Origin of the sequence: Streptomyces sp. NBC_01390 (assembly GCF_045040105.1) — a bacterium.
In the GTDB taxonomy this organism is placed as follows: domain Bacteria; phylum Actinomycetota; class Actinomycetes; order Streptomycetales; family Streptomycetaceae; genus Streptomyces.
The window spans coordinates 3,631,501-3,658,281 of record NZ_CP109551.1; the positions used below are offsets into that span (position 1 = coordinate 3,631,501).

A 26,781-nucleotide genomic window follows, 5' to 3' on the forward strand; every position below is an offset into this window, starting at 1 on the left:
CACTCACATTCCAATTGGACGGAGAACAAGATCATGCGCATCGTTGCTCTAGAGGAACATGTCCTTTTCACTGATCTGACGCAGAGGATTTCCGCTGCGGACGTTGCTGCATCCGGATGGGTCCCGGCCGGATGGGCGCCCTCTGATGCAGACGAGGCGGCGAGTGCGCTCGACCGGGCCCTGGACGATACGCAGCAGGAACGCATCGGCTCGATGGACGAAGCCGGAATTACCATGCAGGTGCTGTCGGCCGTGGGCCCGGGCGCCGAGATGCTGGCCGGCGAGGAGGGTGTGAGCCTTGCGCGCGACTATAACGACCGACTGGCCCAGGTCGCCGAACGGCAACCGGATCGGTTCGCGGCGTTCGCGCACCTCCCCATGAAGGATCCCGAGGCGGCCGCGGACGAACTGGAACGGTGCGTGACCCGATTGGGCTTCCGTGGCGCCTCGATCAACGGGACCACCGACGGACTGTTCCTCGACCACCCGCGCTTCGCTCCGATCCTGTCGCGTGCCGAGGCCATCGGCGCCCCCCTCTATATTCATCCCGGACCCGCGCCACGTGTGGTGCGCGACATCTATTTCCAGGGACTGCCGGACTTTACCGCGTTCATCTTGTCCAATGCCGGTTTCGGCTGGCATGCGGAAACGGGGCTTCACATTCTGCGCCTGGCCGTGTCGGGTGCACTCGACCGAAATCCGGATCTGAAGCTGATCATCGGCCATATGGGCGAGCTGCTGCCGATGATGCTCCAGCGCGTCGATGCGATGTTCGGACCGGGAACGGCGATCGGGCTGAAGCGGGACGTATCGCAGACCATCTTGGATCAGGTATGGATCACGACCAGTGGTTTCTTCGACCAATCCGCGTTCCTTGCCGCCCTGACCGCTTTCGGTGCGGATCGCATCCTTTTCTCGGTCGATTATCCGTACAGCCCCAATGACGAGGCCACGGCGTTCCTCAACAGCTTGCCGGTTTCTCCCGCCGATCGGGCGCGGATCGCCCATGGCAACGCCGACGCGCTCCTTGGCTTGTCAGGAGCCTGATCATTCGCGCTCTCTCACACTCTCAAGGACTTTGGAGGGCACTAGCCTGCTCTCGGGGCATCAGCCAGGCGCTCCGGGAGTCGAGCGAGGTCGACGGGCGCTTCGGCGGATTCCTCAACACCACGCTGCAGGAGTATCCCGTCGCGGTCAACGCCGACATCCAGGAGATCGACTTCGACTTCATCGACGAGCCCGACCTGCTCCTCAACGACATCGGGGTGAAGGGCCTCGGCGAAGTCACGATGATCGGCGCGGCAGCCGCTGTCGCGAACGGGGTCTTCCACGCCACCGGACAGCGACAGAACCAGCTGCCCATCCGGATCGAGCACGTGATGTAGGCCGACCGGGATCACCAGAAATGCGCATCCGGGGCTTGAACGGGTGTGGTTCTGCACGGCGCAGGCCGCGTCCCCCAGGCGGTCTTCAATGCCACCGGCCTTGCCAGTCGTCGGTCCCCGTCCGACCGCCGGACCTACCAGGTTCGCCCCGCGTATGCGCTCAGCGTCCCCGCGTGGCGGCAACCCTCCCCTCCCTCCCCACGGCGAACCCGGAGAACGACCCATGCTGAACATCGCGGACACACTGCACCGCTGGTGCCGCGAGGCACGCCCCTTCGCCCTGGCCACCGTCGTCGACGTCACCGGCAGCGCGCCCCTGCCCGTCGGTACGTCGGTCGCGGTGGATGAGGACGGCAACGCGGTCGGCAGCATCTCCGGTGGCTGCGTCGAGGGATCCGTCTACGAACTGTGCCGACAGGTCCTCCACGACCAGGGTCCACCCCGGCGCGCCTGGTTCGGCTACTCCGACGACGATGCCTTCGCCGTCGGCCTGACCTGCGGCGGCGAACTCGACGTCCTCGTCCAGCGCTTCGACCCCGCGACCCGGCCGCATCTCGGCGCGGCCCTCGCCGAGGTTGCCGGGGGCCGACCCGCCGCCGTGGCCCAGGTCGTCGACGGGCCCGACGCACTCATCGGCGCCACCCTGAGCGTTCTCGGTGACAACTGGACCGCCGACGGGTCGCTGGCCGCAGGGCCGACGGGTCAGGCGGTGGCGGACCGGGCCACAGCCCAGCTGCGGGCGGGACGCACCGCGCTCGTCTCGCTCGGCGGGGACGCGGACACCTGCCCCGACCGGCTGTCCGTCCTCGTCCACGTGGCCGCGACCCGCCCCCGCATGCTGATCTTCGGCGCGGTCGACTTCGCCAGCGCACTCAGCCAGGCCGGCCGCTTCCTCGGATACCGGGTCACCGTGTGCGACGCCCGCCCCGTCTTCGCCACCCCCGCCCGCTTCCCGCACGCGGACGAAGTCGTCGTCGACTGGCCCCACCGCTATCTGGAACGCACCGAGGTGGACGAGAGGACCGCCGTCTGCGTCCTCACCCACGACGCCAAGTTCGACATCCCCCTGCTGCGGCAGGCACTCGATCTGCCCGTCGCCTACGTGGGCGCGATGGGATCCCGTCGGACGCACGACGAACGCTTGCGTCTCCTGCGCGAGGCGGGCGTCGCGCAGGACCGACTGGCTCGGCTGCGCTCCCCGATCGGCCTCGACCTCAGCGCGCGCACGCCTGAGGAGACGGCGATCTCCATCACCGCGGAGATCATCGCCCACGCCAACCAGGGCACTGGCCTGTCCCTGACCCTGGGCACGGGCCCGATCCATCGGCCGGGTCACCAGGCAGTCGACGAGCGTCGTGCACTCAACCCGCTACTGACGCCGTGACCTGGCGCGCCCTCCGGGACGGCCCCTCCCCCATTAGGAGTGATCATGACGACCTTTGCCTTTGCCGGCGCCGTCCCCGGGCCCGAATGCCAGCGCGGCCGGGACGACTGCACCCGCCACTCCGTCAGACCTTGGGGCAGGCCGGGTGATGCGACTGCTCACTCCCGTCGGGCACCGCTGGTCGGCGCCGTCTTCGCAGTGCAGCGGAGGGAGCTGTTGTCCGGAGGTTCGTTGCAGGGTCGGACTTCCTCCGGACCGAAGGCCCGGATGTCGGATTTCCGGGATCCGGCGGCCGTGGCTGGCCTCGGCTCCCCGGCAAGCCGGAACGTTGCGGCGGAAGCCGGCCGATCACAGCGCCCGGCGCTTGAGGGAGAGAGTCTTTCGTGAACGTCACGACCACGGCGAACGCGCCGCAGGACCGGCGGGTGCCCACACTCGTCATGGCCTGCGTCGGCGTGTTCGTCGCCTATCTGCCGGTGACCACCGTCTCGGCGAGCCTGCCCGCCATTCAGCGGGCACTGGACACATCGACCTCGCAGCTGTCCTGGGTGAGCGTCGCGTTCGTGCTGCCCATGGCCGCGCTCATCCTCACCGCGGGCGTCTTCGGTGACGTACATGGCCGTAAGAAGGTGTTCCAGGCGGGCCTGGCCTTCAGCGGTCTGGGTGCCCTGATCGCGCTGTGCGCCCAGTCGGTCGAGGTCGTCTGGGCCGGGCAGGTCTTCGCCGGTCTGGGTGCGGCCGCGTTGTTGCCCACGACCCTGGCCCTGATCAGCCACGCCGTTCCCGACCCGCGCGAGCGCGGGAGGTTCATCGGCGTGTGGGCGACCTCCCTGATAGCCGCCCTCGCATTCGGCCCCGTCATCGCGGGCGTGATCCTCGACCACTTCGCGTGGCGCTGGCTCTACGCGCTGCCCGTCCCCGCCTCGCTGCTCGCGCTGGTCGTCTCGACGAAGCTGCTCACCGACTCCCGTGCCCCAGGCACGCGCCGACTGGACTGGCCCGGCCAGCTCACCTCCGCGCTGGCGATCACCGCTCTGGTCTACGGGATCATCGAGGGCGGCGCCAACTCCTTCACCGACACCAAGGTGATGCTTGCCCTGTTCATTGCCGTTGTCGCATCGGTCGCTTTCGTGCTGGTGGAGCGGCACAGCTCCAGCCCGATGCTGGACCTGACACTGTTCCGCAGCCCCTCCTTCACCGCTACCGCGCTGATCGCCATGATCAGCTTCCTCGGGCTCATCGGGTTCTTCTTCGCCCTCAGCCTCTACTTCGGCATGGTCCAGCAGCTCAGCACCCTCGAATCGGCCTGGCGGCTGCTGATGGTGTGCATAGTTCCGCTGGTCCTCGGTGTCCCCATGGGGCGCCTGGTGCACCGCGTGTCTCCTCGGGTGCTGATTCCCGGCGGCCTGCTGGTCGCGGCGGTCGCGCTGCTGTCGCTGACCACGATCGGCGCCGACACCTCGTTCGGTTCACTGGCCTGGCGGCTGGCCCTGCTCGGCCTGGGCGTGTCCTTCGTCCTGACCCCGATGACCGCCACCGCCGTCAGTTCAGTGCCGTTCCACCAGGCCGGTATGGCCGCTGCCGCCAACAACGCCTTCCGTCAGCTCGGCGCCGCCCTCGGCCCCGCTGTCCTTGGCGCGCTGCTGTCCTCTCGGGCCGTGGACGCGCTGCCCGGACACCTCACCGACGCGGGGCTGGGCGGGGCGACGGTCCGGCGCGTCACCGAGGCCGCGGACGCCGACGGACTGAGTGCGGTCGGCCGGCTTCCCCTGGGCGCGGACACCCCGCGTGTCCTCGGCGCCCTGTCGCAGGCGTTCATCGACGGTCTTCATCTCTGTCTGGTCGTCGCGGCCGTCCTGACCCTGCTGGCAGCCGCCGTGGGATTCGTCCTGCTGCGCAGGCCGCAGCAGTCGGCCCCACCGGCCGCAAGCCCGGCGGCCTCCGTCCAAGGGCCTCGCAGCCCCGACCTGCCCACCGCCGACGCTGGGACGCTGCCGGCCACCGGCAGCCGCCCCTCCTGAGCGTCGGCCCCGCACCGAGGTGACACCAGACGTACCGGCACGGCTCAGGAGCGGACAGCCGCCGAGCCGGTACAGGCGCCGTCCGTGGGGACGGGCACGGCGCCGCTCAGTGGCCTGGGACCGGACCCTCCCGGTCCCAGGCCACACAGCGCTGTCGTACGACATGACGTGAACATCACCCGCTCGAAACAGGAGCCATCGATGCAGTCCCCTTCGCCCGACGCGCTCGATCTGAAGCTGCTGCACGCGCTCCAGGTGGACGGGCGGGCACCGTTCAGCCGTATCGCCGAGATCCTCGGAGTGTCCGACCAGACCGTCGCCCGCCGCTTCCGCAAACTGCGCACCACCGCCGGACTCAGGATCGTCGGCATGACCGACGAGAGCCTGCTGGGCCGCCAGAGCTGGATCGTCCGGCTGCGCTGCACTCCCGACGTGGCCGAACAACTCGCCAACGCGCTGGCCCGGCGCCCCGACACCTCGCACGTCGATCTCATCTCCGGCGGCACCGAAGTGCTGTGTGCCATGGAACCCCGCAGCCGACAGGCCCGCGACGAACTGCTCTTCGACCGCCTGCAACGCACGCCTCAGGTCATTTCGGTCAGCGCCCACTGCCTGCTGCACACCTTCTACGGCGGTCCCCTCGGCTGGCTCGACAAGACTCAAGCACTCGAACCCGGCCAGGAGGCGGCACTGCGTCTCCCGTACAGCGAGCCGATAGCCGCCCCCATCGCTCTCGAAGGAGCGGACGAGGCGCTGCTCGCCGTGCTGCGGCGCGACGGCCGGGCGACCTTCAGCGAGCTGCAGACCAGCACCGGCCAGTCGGAGTCCGCTGTCAAGCGACGCCTGGAGCGTCTGCGCTCCACGGGCATCCTCTACTTCAAAGTGCAGCATGACCGCGAATCCCTCGGACACGGCATCAGCGCGATGCTCTGGCTCAGCGTCGCCCCCTCCGCACTCGACGCCGCCGGACGGAAACTGGCAGAACACCACGAGGTCCGCTTCGCCGGCGCCACCACCGGCCAGGCCAACCTCCTCGCCACCGTCGCCACCTCAAGCACGAGCGAGCTCTACACATACCTGAGCGAGAAGATCGGCGGCCTCGACGGCGTGCAAGCCGTGGAAACAGCCCTGACCCTGCGGCATGTCAAGCAACTCACCTACGAGCCGAGCCGCTGACCGCCGAACGGCCACCAGGCGACTGAGATCGCATGGACCCTTGCGTACGGACCGACGGAGCGACCCGTGGCTGGTGCTGCACCGTCGACGGACGCGCTCGTTAACTCTTCGTCTCGCCGAGTCGGGGTACAGGGCAGCCGGCCCGGCAGCGCGCGTTGCTGTCCAGAAGACTCACGACCGCATTCTCATCGGCGACCACCAGCGTCAAGCGGGCGCAGCGCTGCCGCAGAAGCTCGCGGGCGCTGCACCCGTCCGGGTCCCGCGCGGGTGCTGCGGTTCAACGACGGATCCGCCGTTACCGCACAGGCTGTGATCCCGGCCACCGGGGTTTCCTACCGGCGGCTCCCTGCGCCCGGTCTGGAGGCGCTGACCGGCTCTGGCGTCTTCTCCGGCCCAGCCAGAGACCGCCGATCCATGGATAAACCGTCCTCTCCCGCCCCTGCGCGGGCGCCCCTACGGTCGAGGCTGCGGGCGCTCAGCGGCTCGCCGTACCGAAGGAGCAAGACCCCCATGAAGATGACTGGCAACACGATCCTGATCACCGGCGGCACCTCGGGCATCGGCCTCGGTCTGGCCCTGCGCCTGCACGAGGCCGGCAACAAGGTGATCGTCGCCGGCCGCCGCAAGGAACTCCTCGACGAGATCACCGCCGAGCACCCGGGCATCGACGCGCTCGTCCTCGACGTCGCCGATCCCGACTCGATCGCCCGGGCCCGTGAGACCGTGGCGGCGAGCCACCCGGGGTTGAACGTCCTGGTCAACAACGCGGGCATCATGCTGCGGGAGAACCTCCTCGACCCGGCAGGACTCACGGTCGCCGAGGATCACGTCGCGACCAATCTGCTCGGCACGATCCGGATGACGTACGCCTTCCTGCCCCTGCTCGCGGGCAAGGACGACGCGGTCGTCGTGAATGTCACCTCGGCGCTGGCGTTCGTTCCGTTCCCGAGCACCCCGACCTACAGCGCGACCAAGGCCGCGCTGCACTCCTTCTCCGAGAGCCTGCGCATCCAGCTCGCCGGTGCCGACGCCGGCGTCCAGGTGATCGAGGTGGTCCCGCCGGGCGTGCGCACGACCCTGATGGGCCAGCAGGACAACGAACATTCCATGCCGTTGGACGACTTCCTCACCCAGGCCCTCGACCTGCTGCGCGAGACGCCCGACGCGAAGGAGATCGTCGTCGAGCCCGCCAGGTTCATCCGCGACGCGGTGGCCACCGGCACCTACGACGACGTCCTCGCCATGATCAGCGGCAGCTGACCGACCTGCGGCAGCCGCGGAACAACAGCACGCGAGCGCCGTCACACGAGGAACCTCGTCGTATCGGCCAGGCCGGGCGACGAGGCCCGGGCAAAGCGTCAGGTGTTCTCGACGGAGACCGTCGCCGCAGGCCGTCTTCCATGCCGACGGCCTGCGGCGTACCGCCGACAGCCGGCGAATTTCCCAGCGGGTCACGCAGGGGCAGGTGACCATCGGGTCGTCTCGCTGCACGCGCCCTCGCATCGGCCGTGTGGGCGGCTTCGCGCGGATGGGAGGGCAGGGGAGGGCTCAGCCATGGATCGGCGGTCTCTGGATAGCCGGGCGGGATGCGGCGAGGATGGTGGGCATGGACAAGAAGGAACTGGCGGAATTCCTGCGCCACCGGCGTGAGGCACTGCGCCCGGGTGACGTCGGGCTGGTGGAGGGGCCGCGCAGGCGTACCCGGGGCCTGCGGCGCGAGGAGGTCGCCCAGCTCGCCGGCATGTCCACCGACTACTACGCCCGCCTGGAACAGCAGCGGGCCCCGCAGCCCTCCGTTCAGATCACCACCGCCCTGGCCCGGGCGCTGCGGCTGACCCTGGACGAGCGCGACCACCTCTTCGTCCTCATCGGCCACAATGCACCAGCCCGTTTCCATCGCTCGGAGCATGTCAGCCCGACGCTGCTGCGGGTCCTGGACCGCCTTGACGACTCCCCAACCCTGGTGCAGACCGACCTGCTCGACACCCTCGCGATGAACCCCTTGGCCATCGCCCTGCTCGGCGACCAGATGCGCCACACCGGTCTGGCCAGTAGCGGCTACTACCGCTGGTTCATGGACCCGGCCGAACGTCTGGTGTATCCCGAGGAGGTCCACGAACACCACGGCCGCGCCCATGTGGCTCGCCTGCGGGCCGCGCTGACCGCCGGCAGCGACACTCCCCGGGCCGCCCGGATCCTCGCCGAACTCCAGGAACGCAGCCCCGAGTTCGTCCGCATGTGGGAACTTCAGGAGGTCGCGCAGAGCTACGAGGATTGCAAGACCATCCTCCATCCCGAACTCGGCCGCATCGACGTCGATGCCCAGCTCCTGTTCACCGAGAACCGCGCCCAGACTCTGGTGGTGCTGACCACTCGCCCCGGCACGGAGAGCCACAGCAAACTCGAACTGCTCTCCGTCATAGGGCACCAGCAGCTCACTTCCTGACGTCCTGGGCCGGGGGACGGGCCGGGCTCGGCGCTGGGGGCCACCAAAGTGGAGACCTGTGTGCCGAATCCGGTCAGGGGCACTGGTGATGCACGTGGGTCACGGTCCAGGCCACCGGAAGTCGTCGGGACCGGCGGCGCGGCACCCCGCGCACCCACTTCCGCACGGCTCTTGTCCTGCGCGCTGCTGCCAGACAGAGGCCCCCTGGGCTGTCCGAACTCCGTGGTCGCGCCGCCGGTTTGACCGGATGCGACCGCTGGATCACGGCAGGCAGGAGGGTGCATGAGCGCCGGTGAACAGCGGGGACGCAAGCCCTGCGCGGACGTCTAGCGCAACCGCGCGGCCCTTCTGAGCGCACCCAGATTCTGGCTGGAACGTCCGGCCGCGCGGCTCGTGGACGACACCGGCTTCGGCCCCTTCGACACCCGCACACTGGCCGACCTCTGACGCCGGCAGCCGAATAGCCCCGCCTACTACGCCCAACTGACCCTCACCGAGCTACCCGCGGCCGACCGCGTCAAGGCCGCGGGCATGCGCGACAGCGTCCCGGAACGCCTCGCCGCCCTCCCGGCCACGGCCACCCTGGAGGACGTCGTCGGGATGAACCGCACCGCCCACCGCTGAGTCACCCGACGCGACTCTCGCGCACGCGACGGCACGAAAGCGGCAACGCCGGCACCCCACGAATACACACGACGAGGTGCGCTCACTTCGGCAAGGTCGCCATCACCCACTTACACTACCGCGCCCGCGGTCGGCCGCAGTCCCGGTCGCACCGCTGGGACCAAGCCCCGGAACCTCGATCACCGACACCGGGGTTCCGTTCGGACAAGGAGTTTCATTATTAAGATCGGCATTATCGGCACCGGGAACATCGGCAAGACGTTGACCAGGCGGTTGAGCGCGGCCGGGCACGAGGTAAAGGCGGCCAACTCGCGCGGCCCGGAGACGATCGAGGCGGACGTGCTGGCCTCGGGCGGACGCGCGGTGACCGCGGCGCAAGCCGTAGTGGACGTCGACGCCGTAATCCTCTCCATTCCCTTCGACCGCATTCCGCAAGTCGCACCACTGATCGCCAAGGTGCCGGCTGACACGGTGGTCATCGATACCTCGAACTACTTCCCGCGTCGGGACAACGGAATCGCGGCGATCGAGGCCGGCCAGGCCGAGAGCGTGTGGGCCGCGAAGCAGCTGGGCCGGCCCATCGTCAAGGCGTGGAACTCGATCGGAGCCGAGTCGTTCGCGCACAGGAACAAGCCGACGGGAAGTGCGGACCGCATCTCGCTCCCCGTCGCGGCCGACAGTCCTCGAGAGCGTGACCTGGCCATGGCACTCGTCGAGGACACCGGGTTCGACGCCTTTGACGCGGGGCCGCTCGCACAATCGTGGCGGCAGCAGCCCGGCACACCCGCCTACTGCACGGATCTCACCCGTCAGGAGCTGCCGGACGCACTGGCGGCGGCCGACGCGGCGCGATCACCGAAGTGGCGCGACCTAGAACTCGCCGTCATCCGAGAACGCTTCGGACCCGGCGTGCAACCAGACGCGGAATACCTTGTCCGCCTGAACCGCGCAATTTCCATGTGAGGAGGGACGTGTCGGCGTACACCTGAACGTGGCCCTGGCAAGATTTTCGTGAAGCGGGGCCGTGCCACCGTGCGCCGGTGACGCTCCGTCACGGGTAGCGGCAGTGTCAGCGAGTGTGATGACCTCGTACGAACCGTGGCTCCGCATCTGGATGCGGTATTGGTGGAACGGGTGTGGTCGGAGGACGGCGTGGTCCGCATCGTCGCCCGTACCCGCGAGTTGGCCGTGGCGTGTCCGGACTGCAGTCGCGCGTCGGCGCGGGTGCACAGCCGATATGTCCGCACCTTGGCCGACGTCGCTGTCGGTGGCCGCCCGGTGCTGATCGGACTGTCGGTGCGGCGGTTGTTCTGCGACGGTGCGGACTGCGGTCGGCGGACGTTTGCCGAGCAGGTGGAGGGGCTGACGGTGCGCTATCGGCGTCGTAGTCCGCTGCTGCAGCATCTGGTGGAGATGGCTGGGGTGCTGCTTGCCGGCCGTGGCGGCGCCCGGCTCCTGCGCATCCTGAAGGTGCCGTTGTCGCGGACGAGTGTGCTGTTCCAGTTGATGCGTATGGGACTTCCGTCGGTCGCGACACCGCGGGTGCTGGGTGTGGATGACTTCGCGTTGTACGCGGACGTCTACGGCACGCTGCTCGTGGACGCGGATACGCGGCTGCCGATCGAGTTGTGGGCCGGGCGTGATGCCGAGCAGCTGGCCTCCTGGCTGCGTGTGCATCCCGGCGTCGAGGTGGTGTGCCGGGACGGTTCGCTGGTCTACCGGCAGGGCATCACCGAGGGAGCCCCGGACGCGGTGCAGGTCAGCGACCGTTTTCATCTGTGGCAGGGGCTGTCGAGGCGGGTCTCGGACATCGCCGCGGCCCACCGCGGCTGCCTGGCCGCCGCAGTACCTGAAGCCGAACCGGTCCCACCGCCGCCGGACGAACCGTGTGAGGCGGCCGATACTCCCGCCCGCCGTCACGCGAAGCGACTGTTCGAGACCGTCCAGGGATACAGCGGCACGGCCCGCAGTCTCAGCGCGATAGCCCGCGAGCTCGGCCTGAACCGCCGCACTGTGGCCAAGTATGCACGCGCTGCCTGCTGGCAGGAATGCGTACGGCGCACTCCGCCCCGCCCCTCCACAAGCCTCGATCCGTATCTGGAGTATCTGAGGCAGCGGTGGGAGGAAGGCGAGCACACCGCGACCGTGCTGCACCAGGAGATTGCCGCCAAGGGCTACCGCGGTCACTACCAGCGGGTCAAGATGGCCATCGCGCCGCTACGCCGCGGCCTGCCGATCGACACACCGCGCGAGCGGCCACCCTCGCCCCGCCAGGTCACCCGCTGGATCACCACCACACCCCCCCGACGCGGCCTGGACGCCACCGAGGCACTCCGTCGGCTGCTTGAACACTGCCCGGAGCTCGACCAAACCCACACTCTAGTACGGCAGTTCGCGGCCATGCTCGACGCCCGCGACGCCGCCCCGCTGCCGGCCTGGCTCGACCAACTCACGGCCACTGGCCTGTCTGCCCTGTCGAGCCTGGCCAACGCCATCCGCGAAGACCAGCCGGCAGTCGTGCAGGGGATCACCACCCCGTTCAACTCCGGCGTCAACGAAGGCCGGATCACGGACCTGAAGCTCCAGAAACGGATCATGGCCGGCCGCGCCGGCGTTCCGCTCCTGCGCCACCGCGTCGTCCTGATGGCCCACCTCCGACGCCGCTACCCGTGACGGAGCGTCACCGGCGCACGGTGGCACGGCCCCGCTTCACGAAAATCTTGCCAGGGCCAGAAAACCCCGTCCCCCGACAGGACGGGGGCCGACGCGGTGACCCGTGAGAGACCCTCGTGTCCCGCCCCCGTCTCCAGCTGCTCCGCGACAAACGCCGCCACCCCCGGCGGCCGGTTATGAGACCCAGCGCTTGGTACCCGCCTTCTGATCTCCTGAAAGACAGTCAACTGCCACAGGTGTGACGCTGGGCAACAGGCGCCTCACCAGTCCCACCAGTGACGGCCACCGCGCCGACGGCCTCAAGCCCAGCCCCGGAAACGGCGATACTCCGCGGCCTCCTAGAAGCGATGTGGCCACGTGAGATGGATGACCCGCCGGGAAATGCGCCAGCCGTCATCGGTGCGTCGCAGGTCGTCGGCGTAGACGACGCTGGCGACACCGCCACCCTCCAGCAGGCTCAGACCCTTGGATCGGGCCCGCACCTCGTCGCCCGGGCCTTCCGACACGACGATGTTCGTCGTGTGGTGCGCTTTCGCATGTCCGGGGGCGTTCATGAAGGCCGCGATCGCGTCCAGCCCGACGACCGGGTCACCGCCGAAGACGCTGCCGTCCCACACCGCGTCGTCGGTGAGGCATTCGCCGAGACGGTCCAGTTCGTGGTCGTCCATGATGTGCGCCCACAGCGCCACGGCCCTGCTGATTTCGACGGTGTCTTCATTCGTGGGTTTCACGTTCGGCTCTCCATTTTGTGCGTTGCTGGATCAGGCATTGGCGCCGCTCAGCATGGCCGGCACCGGGTCGTCGGCGCCGTTGGCATCTGCGATGCTCTCCTTCGCAGGGGCCGGGCGCGCCCGGCAGTCTCGACTATGGGGGTGTATCGGCGGGGGCGGGAGAGGATCACATATCCATGGACCGACGATCCTCCCCGGCCGGCCACCATCGAGTCGCCAGGACTCGAGGTGGGCGAAGGCGCGTGGGCTGGAGCGCGGAGACGGGCGTGATCGCGGTTGTACTGCTGGTAGTGCTCCCGAAGTTCACGGTGGCCGTAGTAAGGGGTACGGACGGTGGCGCCGGCGCTTCAGTAGGCGCGGCCGGGCGTGGATGAGCTACGAGACGTGCTTAACCAGCTCGTATGGGACGTCGAGCATGGGCTGCACAGGGGGCACAGCCGGGTACCGGGGTGCTCTGCGGCGTCCAGTGCCTGGTCCAGGGGCAGCAGCGGCGCCCCGGCGGGTGCTTCCTCGCAGTCGACGGCGCGGACGACGCCGCGGCCGGGGCCGCGACCGCCGTCCAGCTTCTGCAGGACCCAGCCCGACGGCCGGCGTTCGCTTCACGAGGCAGAGACCACCGATCCATGGATAAACCGTCCTCTCCCGCCCCTGCGCGGGCGCCCCTACGGTCGAGGCTGCGGGCGCTCACCGGCCCGCCGTACCGAAGGAGCGGGACCCTCATGAAACTGACCGGCAACACGATCCTGATCACCGGCGGCACCTCGGGCATCGGCCTCGGCCTGGCTCTGCGGCTGCACGAGGCCGGCAACAAGGTGATCGTCGCCGGCCGCCGCAAGGAGCTGCTGGACGAGATCACGGCCGAGCACCCGGGTATCGACGGGCTCGTCCTCGATGTCGCGGACCCCGACTCGATCGCCCATGCCCGCAAGACCGTGGCGGCGAGCCACCCGGGGCTGAACGTCCTGGTCAACAACGCCGGCATTCAGGTGCTGGAGAGCGTCCTCGACCCGGCCGGACTCCAGGTCGCCGAGGATCACGTCGCGACCAATCTGCTCGGCCCGATCCGGATGACGTACGCCTTCCTGCCGCAGCTGATGGGCAAGCCCGACGCGGTCGTCGTGAACGTCACCTCGGCGCTGGCGTTCGTACCGCTCCCGTTCACCCCGACCTACAGTGCGACGAAGGCCGCGCTGCATTCGTTCTCCGAGAGCCTGCGCATCCAGCTCGCCGGTGCTGATGCCGGCGTCCAGGTGATCGAGGTGGTCCCGCCCGCCGTGCGCACGCCCCTGATGGGCCAGCAGGACAACGAGCAATCCATGCCGTTGGACGACTTCCTCACCGAGGCCCTCGACCTGCTGCGCGAGAAGCCCGACGCGAAGGAGATCGTCGTCGAGCGCGCCAGGTTCATCCGCGACGCGGTGGCCACCGGCACCTACGACGATGTCCTCGCCATGATCAGCGGCAGCTGACCGACCTGTGGCAGACGCGGAACAACAGCACGCGGGCGGGTCCTGGTGGGCTACATCATGGGCGAACGCGAGCTGGACCCGCCTCGGGGAGGCCCTCACCGAAGACGCGGAACGGTAAGGAAGTGACTTCGGCTTCGCCCCGGTCGTCGCACGGGAGGCGACCGGCTCCGTCCTGAGTGCCGACGGCACGTCGAGCGCCCCTCACACGACGGACATCGCCGTGTCGGCCAGGGCGAGCGGCGAGGCCCGCCGGTCCGAAGCGTCGGGCGTCCTCGACGGAGGACCGGCGCCGCGGGCCGGCTTCCAGGCCAACGGCCTGCGGCGCACCGCCGACAGCCGGCGAATTTCCCAGCGGGTCACGCAGGTCAGGTGACCAGCGGGTCGTCTCGCCGCGAGCGCCCTCGCGTCGGCCGTACGAGCGGCTTCGCGCGGGCAGAAGAGGAGGGCTCAGCCATGGATCGGCGGTCTCTGGATAGCCGGGCGGGATCCGGCGAGGATGGCGGCATGGACAAGAAGGAACTGGCGGCATTCCTGCGTCACCGGCGCGAGACGCTACGGCCCCGCGACGTCGGGCTGGTCGAGGGGCCGCGCAGGCGTACGCAGGGGCTGCGCCGCGAGGAGGTCGCGCAGCTCGCCGGCATGTCCACCGACTACTACGCCCGCCTGGAACAGCAGCGCTCGCCGCAGCCCTCCGTCCAGATCACCACCGCCCTCGCCCGGGCATTGCGGCTGACCCTGGACGAAAGCGATCACCTCTTCGTCCTCATCGGCCACAACGCCCCGGCCCGCTTCCACCGCTCCGAACACGTCAGCCCCACGCTGCTGCGGGTCCTGGACCGCCTGGACGACTCCCCGGCCCTGGTAACGACCGACCTGGTCGACACCCTCGCGATGAACCCCTTGGCCGTCGCACTGCTCGGCGACCAGACCCGCCACACCGGTCTGGCCAGTAGCGGCTACTACCGCTGGTTCATGGACCCGGCCGAACGACTGGTGTATCCCGAGGAGACCCACGAACAGCACGGCCGCGCCCAGGCAGCACGCCTGCGGGCCGCGCTCACAGCCGGCAGCGACACCCCCCGAGCCGCCCGGATCCTCGCCGAACTCCAGGAACACAGCCCCGAGTTCGTCCGCATGTGGGAACTCCAGGAGGTCGCCCGCTACGGCGACTGCAAGACCATCCTCCATCCCGAACTCGGCCGCATCGACGTCGACGCCCAGCTCCTGTACACCGAAAACCGCGCCCAGACCCTGGTGGTCCTGACCACCCGCCCCGGCACGGAGAGCCACAGCAAACTCGAACTGCTCTCCGTCATCGGACACCAACAGCTCACCCCCTGACGCCCTGGACCGGGGACCGGGCCGGGCTCGGCGCGGGAGGGGCCGGACAAGGGCACCTTGGGAATGCAGCCGCACGGCTTCTGCCCCGCTCTCCACGGCCAGATATGTCGGCCCCCTGCGGTGTCCGGGCTCCGCGCTCAGGCCGCCCATTTGACCGGACGCTGCCTCCGCTTTACGCTCGAGTGCATACGGAGGCGGCATCCGCTTTGATGCGGCCGCCAGATCACGGCAGGCAGGAGGGCGTATGAGTGCCGTCGAACAGCGGGGACGCAAGCCCCGCGCGGACGTTCAGCGCAACCGCGCGGCCCTTCTGGAGACCGCGCAGCGTCACTTCCTGCAGCACGGGGTCGGCACCTCGCTCGAGGCGGTGGCCAAGGAGGCGGGGGTGGGGCCCGGCACGCTGTACCGGCACTTCCCCACCCGGGAGGCGCTGCTGGCGGCCGTGCTGCAGACACGCTCCGAGGAACTGGTGGCCCGCCAGGCGGACATCGAGCAGCTCGGCGACCCCGCCGAGGCGCTGGAGCAGTGGCTGCGGGCGATGGAGGAGTACTTCAGCGCCTTCAGCGGCCTGCCGGACCCGCTCATGGCCGCGGCCCGGGCGCAGGAGCCGGACAACCCGCTCACGATTCCCTGCGACATCCTCATCTCCGCAACCGATCAGTACGTGCGAGCCGCGCAGCTCGCGGGGCGCGTGCGCGCCTCGGTGCGGGGGCACGACCTGTTCCTCGCGGCCTGTTCCGTTGCCTGGATCAAGGGCACCGGCACCGAGGAGGAGTGGCTCGACCGGCTCCGCACGCTCATCGCGAGCGGCTACCGCCAGCGGGACACCCAGGCGTAAACCGCCGGCCACCCCGCCCCGGCCCCTGCAACGCCAGGCGGCACCACCGCACGGCCATCACCTCGCGCTGCCCTCAGGGGCGGCACAACCCCCGAAGGAACAAATCATGAAAATTACTGTCATAGGCGCCGGTGCCATCGGCGGGAACCTCGCTGCCAAGCTCAGCACGGCCGGTCACGACGTCCAGGTGGCCGACGCCCGCGGCCCCGAGGCCGTCCGTGCGGAGGTGCTGGAGTCCGGGGCCCGCGCGGCGGATCTCGCCGACGCCGTCCAGGGCCGGGACGTCATCGTCCTGTCGATCCCGTTCGGGGTGGCGGGCCAGCTGGCGGACCTGTTCGCATCGGTGCCTGCCGAGACGGTGGTCATCGACACCGCGAACTACTACCCCGGCATGCTCAGCGAGCCGATCGAGGCGGTGGACAACGGCCAGGTGGAGAGCGCGTACACCGCCGAGCTGCTCGGCCGCCCCGTCATCAAGGCGTGGAACGCCGCCCTGGCAGAGACCCAGCGGACCAAGGGTGTTCCGGCCGGAACCCCCGGCCGCCTCGCCATCCCCGTCGCCGGTGACAGCGAGGAGGCGCGGCGCGTGGCCATGCAGCTCGTGGACGACACCGGCTTCGACCCCTACGACGCCGGCACCCTGGCCGACTCCTGGCGCCAGCAGCCCAACGGCCCCGCCTACTGCACCGAACTGACCCTCGACGAACTGCCGGCGGCCCTGGCCGCAGCCGACCGCACCAAGGACGCGGCCATCCGCGACAGCCTCCCGGAACGCATCGCCACCCTCGGCGCCAACCCCACCGTCGACGACGTCGTCGAGATGAACCGCGCCGCCCACCGCTAAGACACCCCACGCGGCTCTCGTACACGCAACGGCACGAGAGCGGCAGCGCCGACAGCCCGCGAAAACACAAGACGAACACGAAGAGCGGGGCTCACTTCGGCACGGCCGCCATCACTCACCTACACCAGCGTGTCCGCGGTCGGCCGCAGTCCCGGTCGCGCCGCAGGGACCAAGCCCCGGAACCTCGATCACCGACACCGGGGTTCCGTTCGGACAAGGAGTTTCATTATTAAGATCGGCATTCTCGGCACCGGGAACATCGGCAAGACGTTGACTAGGCGGTTGAGCGCGGCCGGGCACGAGGTAAAGGCGGCCAATTCGCGCGGCCCGGAGACGATCGAGGCGGACGTGCTGGCCTCGGGCGGACGCGCGGTGACCGCGGCGGAAGCCGTAGTGGACGTCGACGCCGTGATCCTCTCCATTCCCTTCGACCGCATTCCGCAGGTAGCACCGCTGATCGCCAAGGTGCCGGCTGACACGGTGGTCATCGACACGTCGAACTACATCCCGCATCGGGACAACCCAATCGCGGCGATCGAGGCCGGCCAGGCGGAGAGCGTGTGGGCCGCGAAGCAGCTGGGCCGGCCCATCGTCAAGGCGTGGAACTCGATCGGAGCCGAGTCGTTCGCGTACAGGAACAAGCCGGCCGGAAGCGGGGACCGCATCGCGCTCCCCGTCGCGGCCGACAGTCCGCGAGAGCGTGACCTGGCCATGGCACTCGTCGAGGACACCGGGTTCGACGCCTTTGACGCGGGGCCGCTCGCGGAATCCTGGCGGCAGCAGCCCGGCACGCCCGCCTACTGCACGGATCTCACCCGTCAGGAGCTGCCGGACGCACTGGCGACGGCGGACCCGGCGCGATCACCGAAGCGGCGCGACCTCGGGTTCGCCGTGGTCCAGGAACGCTTCGGGGCCGGCGTGCAACCAGACGCGGAATACCTTGTCCGCCTGAACCGCGCAATCTGCATGTGAGCAGGGACGGGGCCGCTCTGTGTAGGAGTCTCACCTTGTCATCCCCCCACCAGACGCCCATTGGCGTGGGTATCGTTGGTCTTTCCGCCAGGCGCGGCTGGGCTTCTCAGGCCCACCTTCCCGCGCTGCAACAGCTGGACGGCTTCGAACTGCGCGCACTTTCGGCGAGCAGCGCCGAGTCCGCGTGGCAGGCTTCGGAGAAGTACGGAGTCGCGCAGTTTTTCGGGACGGCCGGAGAGCTGGCGGCGGCCGACGGGGTCGACCTGGTGGTGGTCACCGTGAAGGTGCCGCACCATCGGGAGATCACCCAATCCGCCCTGGCCGCAGGGAAGATGGTGCTCTCCGAGTGGCCACTGGGCAACGGCACCGCGGAGGCCGAGGAGCTGGCGACCGCCGCTGCCGAACGCAAACTGCGCACCTTCACCGGGCTGCAGGCACGGTCCGCCCCCGTTGTGCGCTATCTGCGCGACCTGGTCGCCGACGGATATGTCGGCGAGGTGCTCTCGACCAGCCTGGTAGCGTCCGGCGGGAGTTGGGGAGCTGTCTTCTCCGAGGACGGTGCCTACCTACTGGACCGCGCCAACGGCGCCACCATGCTGACCATCCCGTTCGGGCACACCCTGGACGCACTGACCATGGTGCTCGGCGATGTCGGGAAGGTCACCACTGTCACCGCCACTCGCCACCGAGAAGTCAGGGACCCGCAGACCAGCCGGGTCTTCCGGCCGAACGTCGCCGACCAGGTGGTGTTCGGCGGCGTGCTCGCCTCCGGCGCGGTGGCCTCCGTGCACTACCGGGGCGGCCAGTCCCGGGGCACCAACTTCCACTGGGAGATCAACGGAACGGACGGTGACCTGGTCATCACCGGCGACACCGGACACCTCCAGGTCGGCGAGTTCAGCATCGCCGGGGCGCACGGATCCGACGCCGAGCTCAGCCGCCTCACCGTACCCGAGCGGTACTTCGACCCCGCGCTCCAAGGGCTGCGCGGTACCCCCGCATACAACGTCGGCGCCGCCTACGCCCAGATCCAGCGCGACCTGACGGAGGGCGGCTCCGAGGTGCCCGACTTCGCCCACGCAGCCCGACACCACCGACTCCTCGACCGGATCGAGCGCACGGCGGAGCACGCCTGACCGGAGTCCTCGGAAGGGGCTTTGCCACGCGGCGGGCACTCGCGGCAGCGTCGCTCCCGGCGTGGACTATGTGCGGGCAAGCGCCCGTGCCGCCGCACTCCCGGGTAGGCGGGAAGTAGGCGTCGTGGTGACGGCTGCCACCTGCGTCGTTCCAGAAGTGCAGCGGCATGGACGGCATCGGTCGCGTGATCACCAGCTCGGCGGTCTGCCCACGGACCGGCCCGCCCGCCGGACCCCACGCCTCCAGCGTGACACCCAGGGACGGACCGGACAGCTCACCGTGCCGGACCGGCAGGATCGTGCGCCGCCGACGAGCGCGGTCGCCACGCCCGTTCCACCGCTCGCGGACTGCACCTCGACGTGTTCCCCGACCGGGGTGCGGATCCACTCGTACGCGGATGCCGGCAGGTGTGATCCGGCTGAGACGTCGTCAGGCGCCGTTGACGTTGGCCTCGGTGTGCTGGCTTTCGAGGTCGCCGTTCAGGGACCGCGCGAGTTCTGGCGTTGGATGGTTTGGACGTCATGTGGTCGTGTGGTGCTTTTTGGTCAGGGGGTGGAGGTGGGGTAGAAGGCGTTGATCTCGGCCAGGACGCGGTCGGGTGCTTCGTGGAGGAGGAAGTGTCCGGCCCCGGGGACGACGGCGGAGGTGGCGTGGGGGGCGGCGTCCTGGAGGGGCGGCAGGAACGCGTCGGCGAGGCCGGCCTGGGTGATCAGGTGGACCGGGATGGTCAGCGGGGTGTCCTGGAGTTTGGTGTTGTCGGCCTCGTCCTGGGTCAGGGTCCGGTAGAGCCCGAAGCCGGCGTGCAGGACCTGGGGGCGGGAGTACACCCGGACGAACTCGGCGAGTTCGTCGTCGGAGACGTTCTCGCCGGCGGTCTTCACACTCTGGAAGAAGTAGGTGAGGAAGGTTCCGACCCGGCCGGTGACCAGTTCCTCGGCGAGCGGATTCTGCAGGAAGAAGGAGAAGTGCCAGAACATCGATTCGAGGGTGGCGAACTTCAGGTTCTTGCCGACGAGGGCGGCGTCCATGAGGAACAGGCCCGCCACCTGGTCGCGGTACTGGGCGGCCAGTGAGTAGGCGACGTTGAGGCCGTGGTCGTGGGCGACGACCTGTACGTTCTCGTGGTGGCCGAGGTGGTTGAGGAGCTTGTGGACGTAGGTGGCCAGGACCGTCTTGGTCATGGAGGGCGGGTTTCCGGTCGAGTCGCCCAGGCCCGGCAGGTCGATGGCGATGACGGTGCGGCCGGGCAGCAGTGAGGGCATGATCGGGCGGTACTCGTACCAGCTCTGCGGCCAGCCGTGCAGCAGCACCATGACCTGCGGGCCGTCGCCGCCGATGACGTAGTGCATTTGCACGTCGTCGATGGTGGTGAAGCCGTGCCGGAAGAGCTTGTTGAACTCGGCGTCGTCCTTGGTCGCCGTGTCGTAGCCGGGGCTGAGCGGCTCCTCCGACCCGACGGCTGCGGCGGTGGTGAAAGCGTTCATGGCGGTGTTACGTCCTTTTTTAGGGGTCCTTGCAGGAAGATCGTGTTGTGGCACGGTGGAGATGTACGTAATCCCGTGTTTTCTGGGGGGTGTGACCAGCCGCGGCGGAAGCCGTGGGAGGTCGGTGACGGGTTGCGGGCCGGGGTCCCTCTGCCTCGTGCAGGTGCCGGCTCAGCCGCAGCAGTTGGAGCCGGGGCGGCGGCCGCAGGCGTCTGTCTCCCCGCCGGCGGCCGGAACCACCACGGTGGGTCGGTGTGCGGACCCGGTCAGGAGTTCCGGTTCCACCTCTCCTTCCGCGATGCTCTGCACTCAGGTCCAGGCGTCGACCGAGGAGCTGCCGCCCGCAGGGCCCCGATCAACCGTGGCGGTCAGTTCCCTGACGCGGTCGGCAGGTGTCGGAATGCCCGGGGTCTGGAAGATCCATTCCATCGTCTTGTCCAAGCTCACGTCCTTGGGCACTTCGCCGTAGTAGGGCTTGCCGTAGACGGGCGTGAGTGGTTCGCTGCGCCAGCTGTCGGCGAGCGTGCCGATGTCCACCGCGTCGTAGCCGAGGAGGTCGAGCAACTCCACGACCTCCGCCTTGGCGGCGGCATCGTCGCCGGCGATGGGCATGGCACTGCGGTCCGGCGCACCCGAGGGGCGGGCCAGGCTGAGCAGCTGGCTGGAGACGATGTTGCTGGCCGCCTTGACCACACGGGAGTCGGCCAGGTGGCGCTGTACCAGCTCGCTGCTCGTGAGCTCGTTCGCGTCCAGCTCGGCGATGCGGCCGTCGCGCTCCGGGTAATAGTTCAGCGTGTCGATCACGATCTTGCCCGCCAGCGGCTGGGCCGGGATCTTCTCGTAGGCGCCCAGCGGGATGGACACCACCACCAGGTCCCCGGCCTCGGCGGCCTCGGTGGGAGTGGCCGCCCGGGCGCGGGGGCCGAGTTCGGCGACGAGACCGGCGAGGGACTCGGGGCCGCGGGAGTTGCTCAGGACGACGTCCAGGCCTGCGGCGACAGCAAGGCGGGCCAAGATGCCGCCGATGGTGCCACTGCCGATGAAGCCGAGTGTCTTGCTCATGGTGCTCTGTTCTCCTATGGGATGCGGAAATGCCGGAGTGGCCACAGCCACGAACCGTAACCGGACCGGCTGGTCACTTTAACTACCGTACCACCCAACCGGACCGTCCGGTCATGTTGCGTAGAGTGGACCCATGAACACTGAAGAAGAAGCCGTTGCAGCGCCGCCCGCGCGACGGATGAGAGCCGACGCGGTACGGACGCGCAAGGCGCTGCTGAAGGCTGCCGCGGAGGTGTTCGCCGAGCACGGCGCGGAAGCGTCCACTGCGCAGATCGCGGCACGGGCCGGTATCGGAAAGGGAACCGTCTTCCGGCATTTCCCCACCAAGGAGGACCTGTTCGCCGCGATCATCAGCGAGGAAATCGACGGGCTGGTGACAGTGGGCCGCCAGCAGGCCGAGCAGGCCGACGCCGACACCGCCCTGCTGCAGTTCATGAGCGCGGGCGTCGATATCTACGCAAACAACCGGGCGCTCGCGGAGGCCCTACGCATGGTGTCGGATGTCCGGCACCCGGAGATCCAGGCCGGACAGGAGCAGCTGATCGCCACAGCCGGGTCACTGGCGCGGCGGGCGCAACGCGACGGCTCACTCCGCGCGGACCTGAACGGACAGGACGTGATGCTGCTGATCTGCGGCGTGTACTACACCGCCGCACCCTTGCTGGCTGCCGATCCGACGGCCTGGCAGCGCTACCTGCGGCTCACCTTCGACGGCATGTGCGCCACCGGCACCGGGCCTCTACCCCCGGCACTCGTCCACAACTCCTTGCTGCCGACGATCCGGTAGGGGCGACGACGATGCTCCCCGAGGCCGATCCTCACACGGCGTCTTTATGGTCTGAGTCGGTGATCAGTCGGCTCCCTCGGGGCTGCTGCATAGCTTTAAGCCGCTTGAGGGAGATCCTTGGGTTTCGTTCCGGTGTTTCGGTCGGAGCGTTCGAGGATTTTGAAGAGCTGTCGGCAGATGGCTCGCTTGAGGCAGCGTGGTGCGTCGCGTGAGGTCTGCCTTCGGCGACTCGGCGGGAGACGTACGTCTTCCTCGCCGGGCCCAACCGCATCCGGATGAGCATGATGGTGTGCAGCGCCCGGGTGGTCCTCAGTGACGCTGTCGCCGGCCAGTACCGCGAAGACCTGGACGAGTCCCGGGCGGGTCGCGTTGTACTCGAAGAGCTGGGCGATCATCTCCAGCGGCCAGACGCAGTCGTGCAACGCGGCGGAGACAGTGTCCCATTGGTCACGCGCCTAACCCGCGGCTCGGCCTCACCGAGCCCTCCATCGAAGGGGCGTTGATCATTGGGACGCCGACGAATCGGCCCCTTCGAAGCGGCGGGGACTGGAAGAAGCGGTCATCGTAGAGAAGGGTGAGCGGACGCGAGTGACCGGTCGGTGCCCCCTCCAGCCCGCCCGGTCACACCTCTTTGACAATACGGATACCGCCTCCGTATTGTCGACAGGGATGCGGATGCATCCTCCGTTTTCCCTCATCATGCCCCACTACAACTATGGAGAAGCGATGCCAACTCTGGGAATCATCGGCAGCGGAAACATCGGGGCCGCGGTCGCGCGACTGGCGGTGGCGGCGGATATCGACGTCGTGATCGCCAACTCGCGCGGCCCGCAGAGCCTGACGGACCTTGTCGCGGAGCTGGGGCCACGAGCCGACGCAGGCACCGTCGAGCAGGCCGCCGGCGCCGGGGAGATGGTCCTGCTCACCATCCCGCTGGCCGCGTACAGCTCGCTGCCTGATGGCCTCCTGCGGGGCCGAACCGTACTGGACACCGGCAACTACTACCCCCATCGCGACGGCCGCATCGCCGAACTCGACGCCGAAGAGGTAACCACGACCGAATGGGCCCAGCGGCTCCTGCCGGACGCCCTGCTGGTCAAAGCCTTCAACAACATCCTCGCCCACCACATCCCGCTGCTCGCCCGGCCCGCCGGAGCCCCGGACCGCAGCGCGCTGCCCATCGCCGGCAAGGACCTCGACGCGAAGGCCCGGGCAACCGAACTGATCGGCCGACTTGGCTTCGACACCGTCGACGCCGGAACGCTCGACGAGAGCTGGCGCTTCGAGCCCGAGGCCGGCGCCTACACCCGCATCTATTGCGCCGACCCCGGTGTGCCGGACGACCGCATACTCCAGGCCTCCGCAGCGCCGCTCCCGGCCGACCAGCTGCGCGCCGTACTGGAGACAGCCCACCGGGCGAAGGTTGCCGAACGTAAGTTCTAAGAGAGTCTGGGTAGTCCACCCAGGGAGCATTGAGGCACTTGATGCGGAACGCTGAGGTTGGACCGAGATGTCCGGGCGCATCATGACCGTCGCCGTCAGGCCGTGTCACCTGTCGCTCAACACCCCCTGCTCCACATGCTGACGGGGCCGCATCCGGAGTCGACTGGCGCGGCCCCCACTGCGCGCCTGTGCCACCTACGGAATCACGATCGCAAACCTGGGATCAGCCTCTCGACCACCGACAACAGTGTGTCCAGCAATGACGCCTCGCCCTCCACCGTGATGTCACCGAGGCCCTTCCCGTCGAGCAGCGCCAGCAACTGCTCACCCGCCCGGCGTTGTTGACCAGGACGTCGACGGTGGCCAACGCCGCCTTCGCCCAGCCCGATCGCGAGCTTCTCGCCACTCGCGACGTCCAGGTCGGCGACGACAACCTTCGCGCCCTCCTCGACGAACCTCCTGACGTGGGCCTCCCCCATTCCCTTCGCACCGCCGGTGATGATGGCGACCTTGCCGTCCCGGATGCCCATGGCTCTCCTCGTGTCTGCCGTGCGTCCTCGCACGGTCGCCGGGTCGTGCTGCCGGTCCCCGCGCCGTCAGGATGTGGGCGTCACAACGCCTGCTCGAGCGCGACGAGCTCGCGGAACCGCGCGCCGTGCCACACCAGGGGCTCGGTCTCGCCGACCCCGAGCTTGTTGACCTCGAGCAGCGCCATCCAGTGGTCACCGGCCTCGGTGACGTCGTGGATCGAGCACTCGAGCCACAGCGCCGCGTCCTCGAGGAAGACGGCACCTCCGGCCCCGACCTCTATCGGGACCTCGTCGAAGCGCGCCGCACGGTCCCTGCCGGCCAGCTTGCGGGTCAGGTGACCCTGCCCCTTGCCGAAGACGGAGACGCCGAGCGTGCCCGCCTGCTTGATCCGGTCCCAGGTCTCGGACGACTTCTGCACCGCGACCGCGCCCAGGCACGGCTCCAGGGAAACGCCGACCATGAACGAGGACGCCACGAGCGCGTGCTTCTCGCCGCCGACGTCGGCCGCGAGCACGGCCACGCCCGACGGGAACTGCGCGAACGCGTCGCGCACGGCTCGGGGGTCCCCAACGATCTCGCGGACCTTGCTCACCGATCCGGCCTCCTGATCTATGACGGTCACCGGGCTCACACCCTCTCCACGTTCGCGGCGTCCTGGGGCAGCACCGAGTCCAGCTCGGGAGCGAGGTGCACCATCTGGTCGCGGAACGACTCGCTCGCGTTGTGGAACACGCGCATCTCGCCGTCCTTCGTCAGGGCCTCGGCCTGCTCGACCCACGCCTCAGGCGTGGCCGCCGCAGCATCGACGCGCTCCATGCCCGCGATGGCCACACGGCCCGCCGTGACACCCGCGATCTCGAACGTGTCGGCGTACGTCGTGGTGTCCTGGTGGGCGATGTAGGTCACGAAGGCCGACACCGCCTCCGGCGGCACGTTCTCCTTCATGGCCGCCTGCACCACGGGGTTGGGAAACGCGTCCTGCGTCATCGGTGTCCAGGCCACGGGCATGAGCGTCGTGACCTGCACACCGACCTCGCGCGCCTCGGCCGCGAGACCGATACTCAGGCCCCACACCGCGGCCTTGGCCGCGGAGTAGGCCGAGTCGAGCGGCACACCCATGAGGCCGTTGGAGGAGATGTTGATCAGGCGCCCCGTGCCCGAGGCGATGAGGTGCGGCATCGCGGTGCGCGACACCTCGACGACGCCCTTGACCGTGACGTCGAAGACGCGCCACCACGTGTCGCGGTCCATCTCCCAGAACGCGCCGAACACGTTGATGCCCGCGTTGTTCACGACGATGTCGAGCCGGCCGTAGGCGCCGATCGCGGTCTGCACGATGGCCTCCGCGCCGGTGACGACGTTGTTGGTGTCGACCACGGCGGTTCCGCCGTCAGCGGTGATCTCGGCGACGGCCGATGTTGCGTTGTCCGCGTTGAGGTCGTTCACGACGACGCGCGCGCCGCGCGAGGCGAGCATCTTGGCGTGCGCGCGACCCATGCCCTGGCCGGCGCCGGTGACGAGCGCGACTCGGCCGCCGAAGTCGAGGTTTTGTGCAGTCATGTCCCTGCTGCTCCTGAGGAGTTCTGCTGTGTCTGGGCGGGGCCGCTCCTGCGGCCCCGCAGCGGGCCGTCTACTTGCCCGCGAGGTAGCCGCCGTCGACCGGCAGCGTCACGCCCGTGACCATCCGCGCCCGGTCGGAGCAGAGCCACACGACGGCGTCGGCTTGGTCCTCCGGCTCGGCCAGCACCCCCATCGGGATGCCCGCCAGGATGCTGTTCCTGAACTCCTCGCCGGGGTTCTGCTCAAAGGCGTTCATCATCATCGGGGTGGCGGTGGAACCGGGGGCCAGTGCGTTGACCCGGATGCCCTTGGGCGCGTAGTCCATGGCGACGTTCCGGGTCATGCCGACCACACCGAACTTGGCCGCGGTGTAGGGCGCGTTGTGGGCGATGCCGATCAGCCCGGCGCCGGAGGCGGTGTTGACGATCGCCCCGCCCCCGCTCTTCTCCATCGCGCGTACCTCGTGCTTCAGGCAGTAGAAGAGGCTGTAGAGGCTGACCTTCATCACGCGGTCCCAGACCGCGCTGTCCATGTCGCCGATCGGCGCGAAGACACCGTTGGTGCCCGCGTTGTTGAACGCGAAGTCCAGATTCCCGAAGGCGGACACCGTCGCGCCGACGAGTGCCTCGACCTGCGCCTCGTCGCTGACGTCGCAGCGCAGGAACGCCGCGGTGCCGCCCTCCTTCTCGATCTTCGCGACCGTCTCGGCACCGGCCGTCTCATCGATGTCCGAGACCATCACGCAGGCGCCGGCCTGCGCCAGGGCGACCGCGGCTGCCTGCCCGATCCCAGATCCCGCGGCGGTCACCAGACCGGCCTTGCCCTTCATCGAGCTCGCCATGAATCAGACTCCTTTGTCAGATCGGCTGCGGC

At 69.1% G+C, this 26,781-nt stretch carries 25 protein-coding genes and 2 pseudogenes; 16 read left to right on the plus strand and 11 right to left on the minus strand.

Features of this window, described 5'->3' with window-relative positions:
• Positions 1 to 33 precede the first annotated feature (33 nt).
• A complete protein-coding gene (locus OG241_RS16210; RefSeq protein WP_319291039.1) occupies positions 34 to 1,047 on the plus strand; it encodes an amidohydrolase family protein in 1,014 nt (337 codons plus the stop codon).
• Between the two features lie 41 nt (positions 1,048 to 1,088).
• Here OG241_RS16210 and OG241_RS16215 read toward each other — a convergent pair whose 3' ends face one another.
• Positions 1,089 to 1,442 (minus strand): hypothetical protein, encoded by a 354-nt coding sequence (locus tag OG241_RS16215; RefSeq protein ID WP_319291042.1) that lies wholly within the window; start codon positions 1,440 to 1,442, stop codon positions 1,089 to 1,091.
• A gap of 166 nt (positions 1,443 to 1,608) precedes the next feature.
• Between OG241_RS16215 and OG241_RS16220 the strand changes: the two genes are divergently transcribed.
• The 7 genes from OG241_RS16220 (at position 1,609) to OG241_RS16250 (ending at position 11,709) form a co-directional block, all read left to right on the plus strand.
• Entirely contained in the window at positions 1,609 to 2,769 is a 1,161-nt protein-coding gene (locus OG241_RS16220; protein WP_319291044.1) for an XdhC/CoxI family protein, read from the plus strand.
• A 383-nt stretch (positions 2,770 to 3,152) separates the two neighbouring features.
• On the plus strand, positions 3,153 to 4,790 hold the full coding sequence (locus OG241_RS16225) for an MFS transporter (RefSeq protein ID WP_405816106.1): 1,638 nt from the start codon (positions 3,153 to 3,155) through the stop codon (positions 4,788 to 4,790).
• Positions 4,791 to 4,991: 201 nt separating this feature from the next.
• Entirely contained in the window at positions 4,992 to 5,966 is a 975-nt protein-coding gene (locus tag OG241_RS16230; RefSeq protein WP_405816108.1) for an Lrp/AsnC family transcriptional regulator, read from the plus strand.
• Positions 5,967 to 6,476: 510 nt separating this feature from the next.
• The gene (locus OG241_RS16235) at positions 6,477 to 7,226 is read left to right on the plus strand and encodes an SDR family oxidoreductase (protein ID WP_405816110.1); all 750 of its coding nucleotides are present in this window, start codon (positions 6,477 to 6,479) and stop codon (positions 7,224 to 7,226) included.
• 346 nt (positions 7,227 to 7,572) lie between these two features.
• On the plus strand, positions 7,573 to 8,412 hold the full coding sequence (locus OG241_RS16240; protein WP_405816111.1) for a helix-turn-helix transcriptional regulator: 840 nt from the start codon (positions 7,573 to 7,575) through the stop codon (positions 8,410 to 8,412).
• A gap of 858 nt (positions 8,413 to 9,270) precedes the next feature.
• The gene (locus OG241_RS16245; protein ID WP_405826250.1) at positions 9,271 to 9,999 is read left to right on the plus strand and encodes an NADPH-dependent F420 reductase; all 729 of its coding nucleotides are present in this window, start codon (positions 9,271 to 9,273) and stop codon (positions 9,997 to 9,999) included.
• A gap of 135 nt (positions 10,000 to 10,134) precedes the next feature.
• Positions 10,135 to 11,709 (plus strand): ISL3 family transposase, encoded by a 1,575-nt coding sequence (locus OG241_RS16250; RefSeq protein ID WP_405816113.1) that lies wholly within the window; start codon positions 10,135 to 10,137, stop codon positions 11,707 to 11,709.
• Between the two features lie 338 nt (positions 11,710 to 12,047).
• Here the strand turns inward: OG241_RS16250 and OG241_RS16255 are convergent, their stop codons facing one another.
• The 3 genes and pseudogenes from OG241_RS16255 to OG241_RS16265 form a co-directional block, all read right to left on the minus strand.
• Entirely contained in the window at positions 12,048 to 12,440 is a 393-nt protein-coding gene (locus OG241_RS16255) for a nuclear transport factor 2 family protein (protein ID WP_405816114.1), read from the minus strand.
• 210 nt (positions 12,441 to 12,650) lie between these two features.
• Positions 12,651 to 12,784 (minus strand): annotated as a pseudogene (locus tag OG241_RS16260) (IS5/IS1182 family transposase); the annotation flags it as partial.
• Positions 12,785 to 12,787: 3 nt separating this feature from the next.
• Positions 12,788 to 13,036, minus strand: a pseudogene (locus OG241_RS16265) (DUF6233 domain-containing protein); the annotation flags it as partial.
• A gap of 123 nt (positions 13,037 to 13,159) precedes the next feature.
• Between OG241_RS16265 and OG241_RS16270 the strand changes: the two are divergent.
• Positions 13,160 to 13,909 (plus strand): SDR family oxidoreductase, encoded by a 750-nt coding sequence (locus tag OG241_RS16270; protein WP_405816116.1) that lies wholly within the window; start codon positions 13,160 to 13,162, stop codon positions 13,907 to 13,909.
• A gap of 201 nt (positions 13,910 to 14,110) precedes the next feature.
• Here OG241_RS16270 and OG241_RS16275 read toward each other — a convergent pair whose 3' ends face one another.
• On the minus strand, positions 14,111 to 14,269 hold the full coding sequence (locus tag OG241_RS16275) for a hypothetical protein (protein WP_319291065.1): 159 nt from the start codon (positions 14,267 to 14,269) through the stop codon (positions 14,111 to 14,113).
• A gap of 144 nt (positions 14,270 to 14,413) precedes the next feature.
• Here OG241_RS16275 and OG241_RS16280 point away from each other — a divergent pair, with 144 nt between their 5' ends.
• The 5 genes from OG241_RS16280 to OG241_RS16300 all read left to right on the plus strand — a co-directional run bounded on the left by OG241_RS16280 (position 14,414) and on the right by OG241_RS16300 (position 19,040).
• Positions 14,414 to 15,250 carry a helix-turn-helix transcriptional regulator gene (locus OG241_RS16280; protein ID WP_319291067.1) on the plus strand — a complete coding sequence of 279 codons (837 nt, stop codon included), beginning with the start codon at positions 14,414 to 14,416 and terminating at the stop codon, positions 15,248 to 15,250.
• A 244-nt stretch (positions 15,251 to 15,494) separates the two neighbouring features.
• Positions 15,495 to 16,088 (plus strand): helix-turn-helix domain-containing protein, encoded by a 594-nt coding sequence (locus tag OG241_RS16285; RefSeq protein ID WP_319291070.1) that lies wholly within the window; start codon positions 15,495 to 15,497, stop codon positions 16,086 to 16,088.
• Positions 16,089 to 16,194: 106 nt separating this feature from the next.
• On the plus strand, positions 16,195 to 16,932 hold the full coding sequence (locus OG241_RS16290; RefSeq protein ID WP_319291072.1) for an NAD(P)-binding domain-containing protein: 738 nt from the start codon (positions 16,195 to 16,197) through the stop codon (positions 16,930 to 16,932).
• A 240-nt stretch (positions 16,933 to 17,172) separates the two neighbouring features.
• Positions 17,173 to 17,904 carry an NADPH-dependent F420 reductase gene (locus OG241_RS16295; protein WP_405826252.1) on the plus strand — a complete coding sequence of 244 codons (732 nt, stop codon included), beginning with the start codon at positions 17,173 to 17,175 and terminating at the stop codon, positions 17,902 to 17,904.
• 65 nt (positions 17,905 to 17,969) lie between these two features.
• Positions 17,970 to 19,040, plus strand: a complete 1,071-nt coding sequence (locus tag OG241_RS16300) for a Gfo/Idh/MocA family protein (protein ID WP_405816117.1) — start codon at positions 17,970 to 17,972, stop codon at positions 19,038 to 19,040.
• 546 nt (positions 19,041 to 19,586) lie between these two features.
• Here the strand turns inward: OG241_RS16300 and OG241_RS16305 are convergent.
• The gene (locus OG241_RS16305; RefSeq protein ID WP_405816118.1) at positions 19,587 to 20,525 is read right to left on the minus strand and encodes an alpha/beta fold hydrolase; all 939 of its coding nucleotides are present in this window, start codon (positions 20,523 to 20,525) and stop codon (positions 19,587 to 19,589) included.
• Positions 20,526 to 20,834: 309 nt separating this feature from the next.
• Complete coding sequence (locus OG241_RS16310; RefSeq protein WP_405816119.1) at positions 20,835 to 21,587, minus strand: NADPH-dependent F420 reductase; 753 nt, start codon at positions 21,585 to 21,587, stop codon at positions 20,835 to 20,837.
• A 133-nt stretch (positions 21,588 to 21,720) separates the two neighbouring features.
• On the opposite strand from OG241_RS16310, the gene OG241_RS16315 reads away from it, so the two are divergent.
• Positions 21,721 to 22,374, plus strand: a complete 654-nt coding sequence (locus OG241_RS16315; protein ID WP_361708720.1) for a helix-turn-helix domain-containing protein — start codon at positions 21,721 to 21,723, stop codon at positions 22,372 to 22,374.
• A 726-nt stretch (positions 22,375 to 23,100) separates the two neighbouring features.
• Positions 23,101 to 23,817, plus strand: a complete 717-nt coding sequence (locus OG241_RS16320) for an NAD(P)-binding domain-containing protein (protein ID WP_319291082.1) — start codon at positions 23,101 to 23,103, stop codon at positions 23,815 to 23,817.
• Positions 23,818 to 24,020: 203 nt separating this feature from the next.
• On the opposite strand, the gene OG241_RS16325 is transcribed toward OG241_RS16320, so the two are convergent.
• From OG241_RS16325 to OG241_RS16340, 4 genes are all read right to left on the minus strand, one after another.
• On the minus strand, positions 24,021 to 24,347 hold the full coding sequence (locus OG241_RS16325; protein WP_319291084.1) for an SDR family NAD(P)-dependent oxidoreductase: 327 nt from the start codon (positions 24,345 to 24,347) through the stop codon (positions 24,021 to 24,023).
• Positions 24,348 to 24,427: 80 nt separating this feature from the next.
• Entirely contained in the window at positions 24,428 to 24,970 is a 543-nt protein-coding gene (locus tag OG241_RS16330) for a flavin reductase family protein (RefSeq protein ID WP_361708725.1), read from the minus strand.
• Positions 24,971 to 24,975: 5 nt separating this feature from the next.
• The gene (locus OG241_RS16335) at positions 24,976 to 25,908 is read right to left on the minus strand and encodes an SDR family NAD(P)-dependent oxidoreductase (RefSeq protein WP_405816121.1); all 933 of its coding nucleotides are present in this window, start codon (positions 25,906 to 25,908) and stop codon (positions 24,976 to 24,978) included.
• Positions 25,909 to 25,978: 70 nt separating this feature from the next.
• Positions 25,979 to 26,749 carry an SDR family NAD(P)-dependent oxidoreductase gene (locus OG241_RS16340; protein WP_405816122.1) on the minus strand — a complete coding sequence of 257 codons (771 nt, stop codon included), beginning with the start codon at positions 26,747 to 26,749 and terminating at the stop codon, positions 25,979 to 25,981.
• Positions 26,750 to 26,781 lie beyond the last annotated feature (32 nt).

Bases quoted from the DNA above. Each gene is read 5' to 3' on its own strand.
- OG241_RS16310 (WP_405816119.1), bottom strand. From the start codon at position 21,587: ATGAGCAAGACACTCGGCTTCATCGGCAGTGGCACCATCGGCGGCATC.
- OG241_RS16335 (WP_405816121.1), bottom strand. From the start codon at position 25,908: ATGACTGCACAAAACCTCGACTTCGGCGGCCGAGTCGCGCTCGTCACC.
- OG241_RS16290 (WP_319291072.1), top strand. From the start codon at position 16,195: ATGAAAATTACTGTCATAGGCGCCGGTGCCATCGGCGGGAACCTCGCT.
- OG241_RS16305 (WP_405816118.1), bottom strand. From the start codon at position 20,525: ATGAACGCTTTCACCACCGCCGCAGCCGTCGGGTCGGAGGAGCCGCTC.
- OG241_RS16320 (WP_319291082.1), top strand. From the start codon at position 23,101: ATGCCAACTCTGGGAATCATCGGCAGCGGAAACATCGGGGCCGCGGTC.
- OG241_RS16325 (WP_319291084.1), bottom strand. From the start codon at position 24,347: ATGGGCATCCGGGACGGCAAGGTCGCCATCATCACCGGCGGTGCGAAG.
- OG241_RS16240 (WP_405816111.1), top strand. From the start codon at position 7,573: ATGGACAAGAAGGAACTGGCGGAATTCCTGCGCCACCGGCGTGAGGCA.
- OG241_RS16285 (WP_319291070.1), top strand. From the start codon at position 15,495: ATGAGTGCCGTCGAACAGCGGGGACGCAAGCCCCGCGCGGACGTTCAG.
- OG241_RS16210 (WP_319291039.1), top strand. From the start codon at position 34: ATGCGCATCGTTGCTCTAGAGGAACATGTCCTTTTCACTGATCTGACG.
- OG241_RS16340 (WP_405816122.1), bottom strand. From the start codon at position 26,749: ATGGCGAGCTCGATGAAGGGCAAGGCCGGTCTGGTGACCGCCGCGGGA.
- OG241_RS16315 (WP_361708720.1), top strand. From the start codon at position 21,721: ATGAACACTGAAGAAGAAGCCGTTGCAGCGCCGCCCGCGCGACGGATG.
- OG241_RS16230 (WP_405816108.1), top strand. From the start codon at position 4,992: ATGCAGTCCCCTTCGCCCGACGCGCTCGATCTGAAGCTGCTGCACGCG.
- OG241_RS16235 (WP_405816110.1), top strand. From the start codon at position 6,477: ATGAAGATGACTGGCAACACGATCCTGATCACCGGCGGCACCTCGGGC.
- OG241_RS16280 (WP_319291067.1), top strand. From the start codon at position 14,414: ATGGACAAGAAGGAACTGGCGGCATTCCTGCGTCACCGGCGCGAGACG.
- OG241_RS16220 (WP_319291044.1), top strand. From the start codon at position 1,609: ATGCTGAACATCGCGGACACACTGCACCGCTGGTGCCGCGAGGCACGC.
- OG241_RS16270 (WP_405816116.1), top strand. From the start codon at position 13,160: ATGAAACTGACCGGCAACACGATCCTGATCACCGGCGGCACCTCGGGC.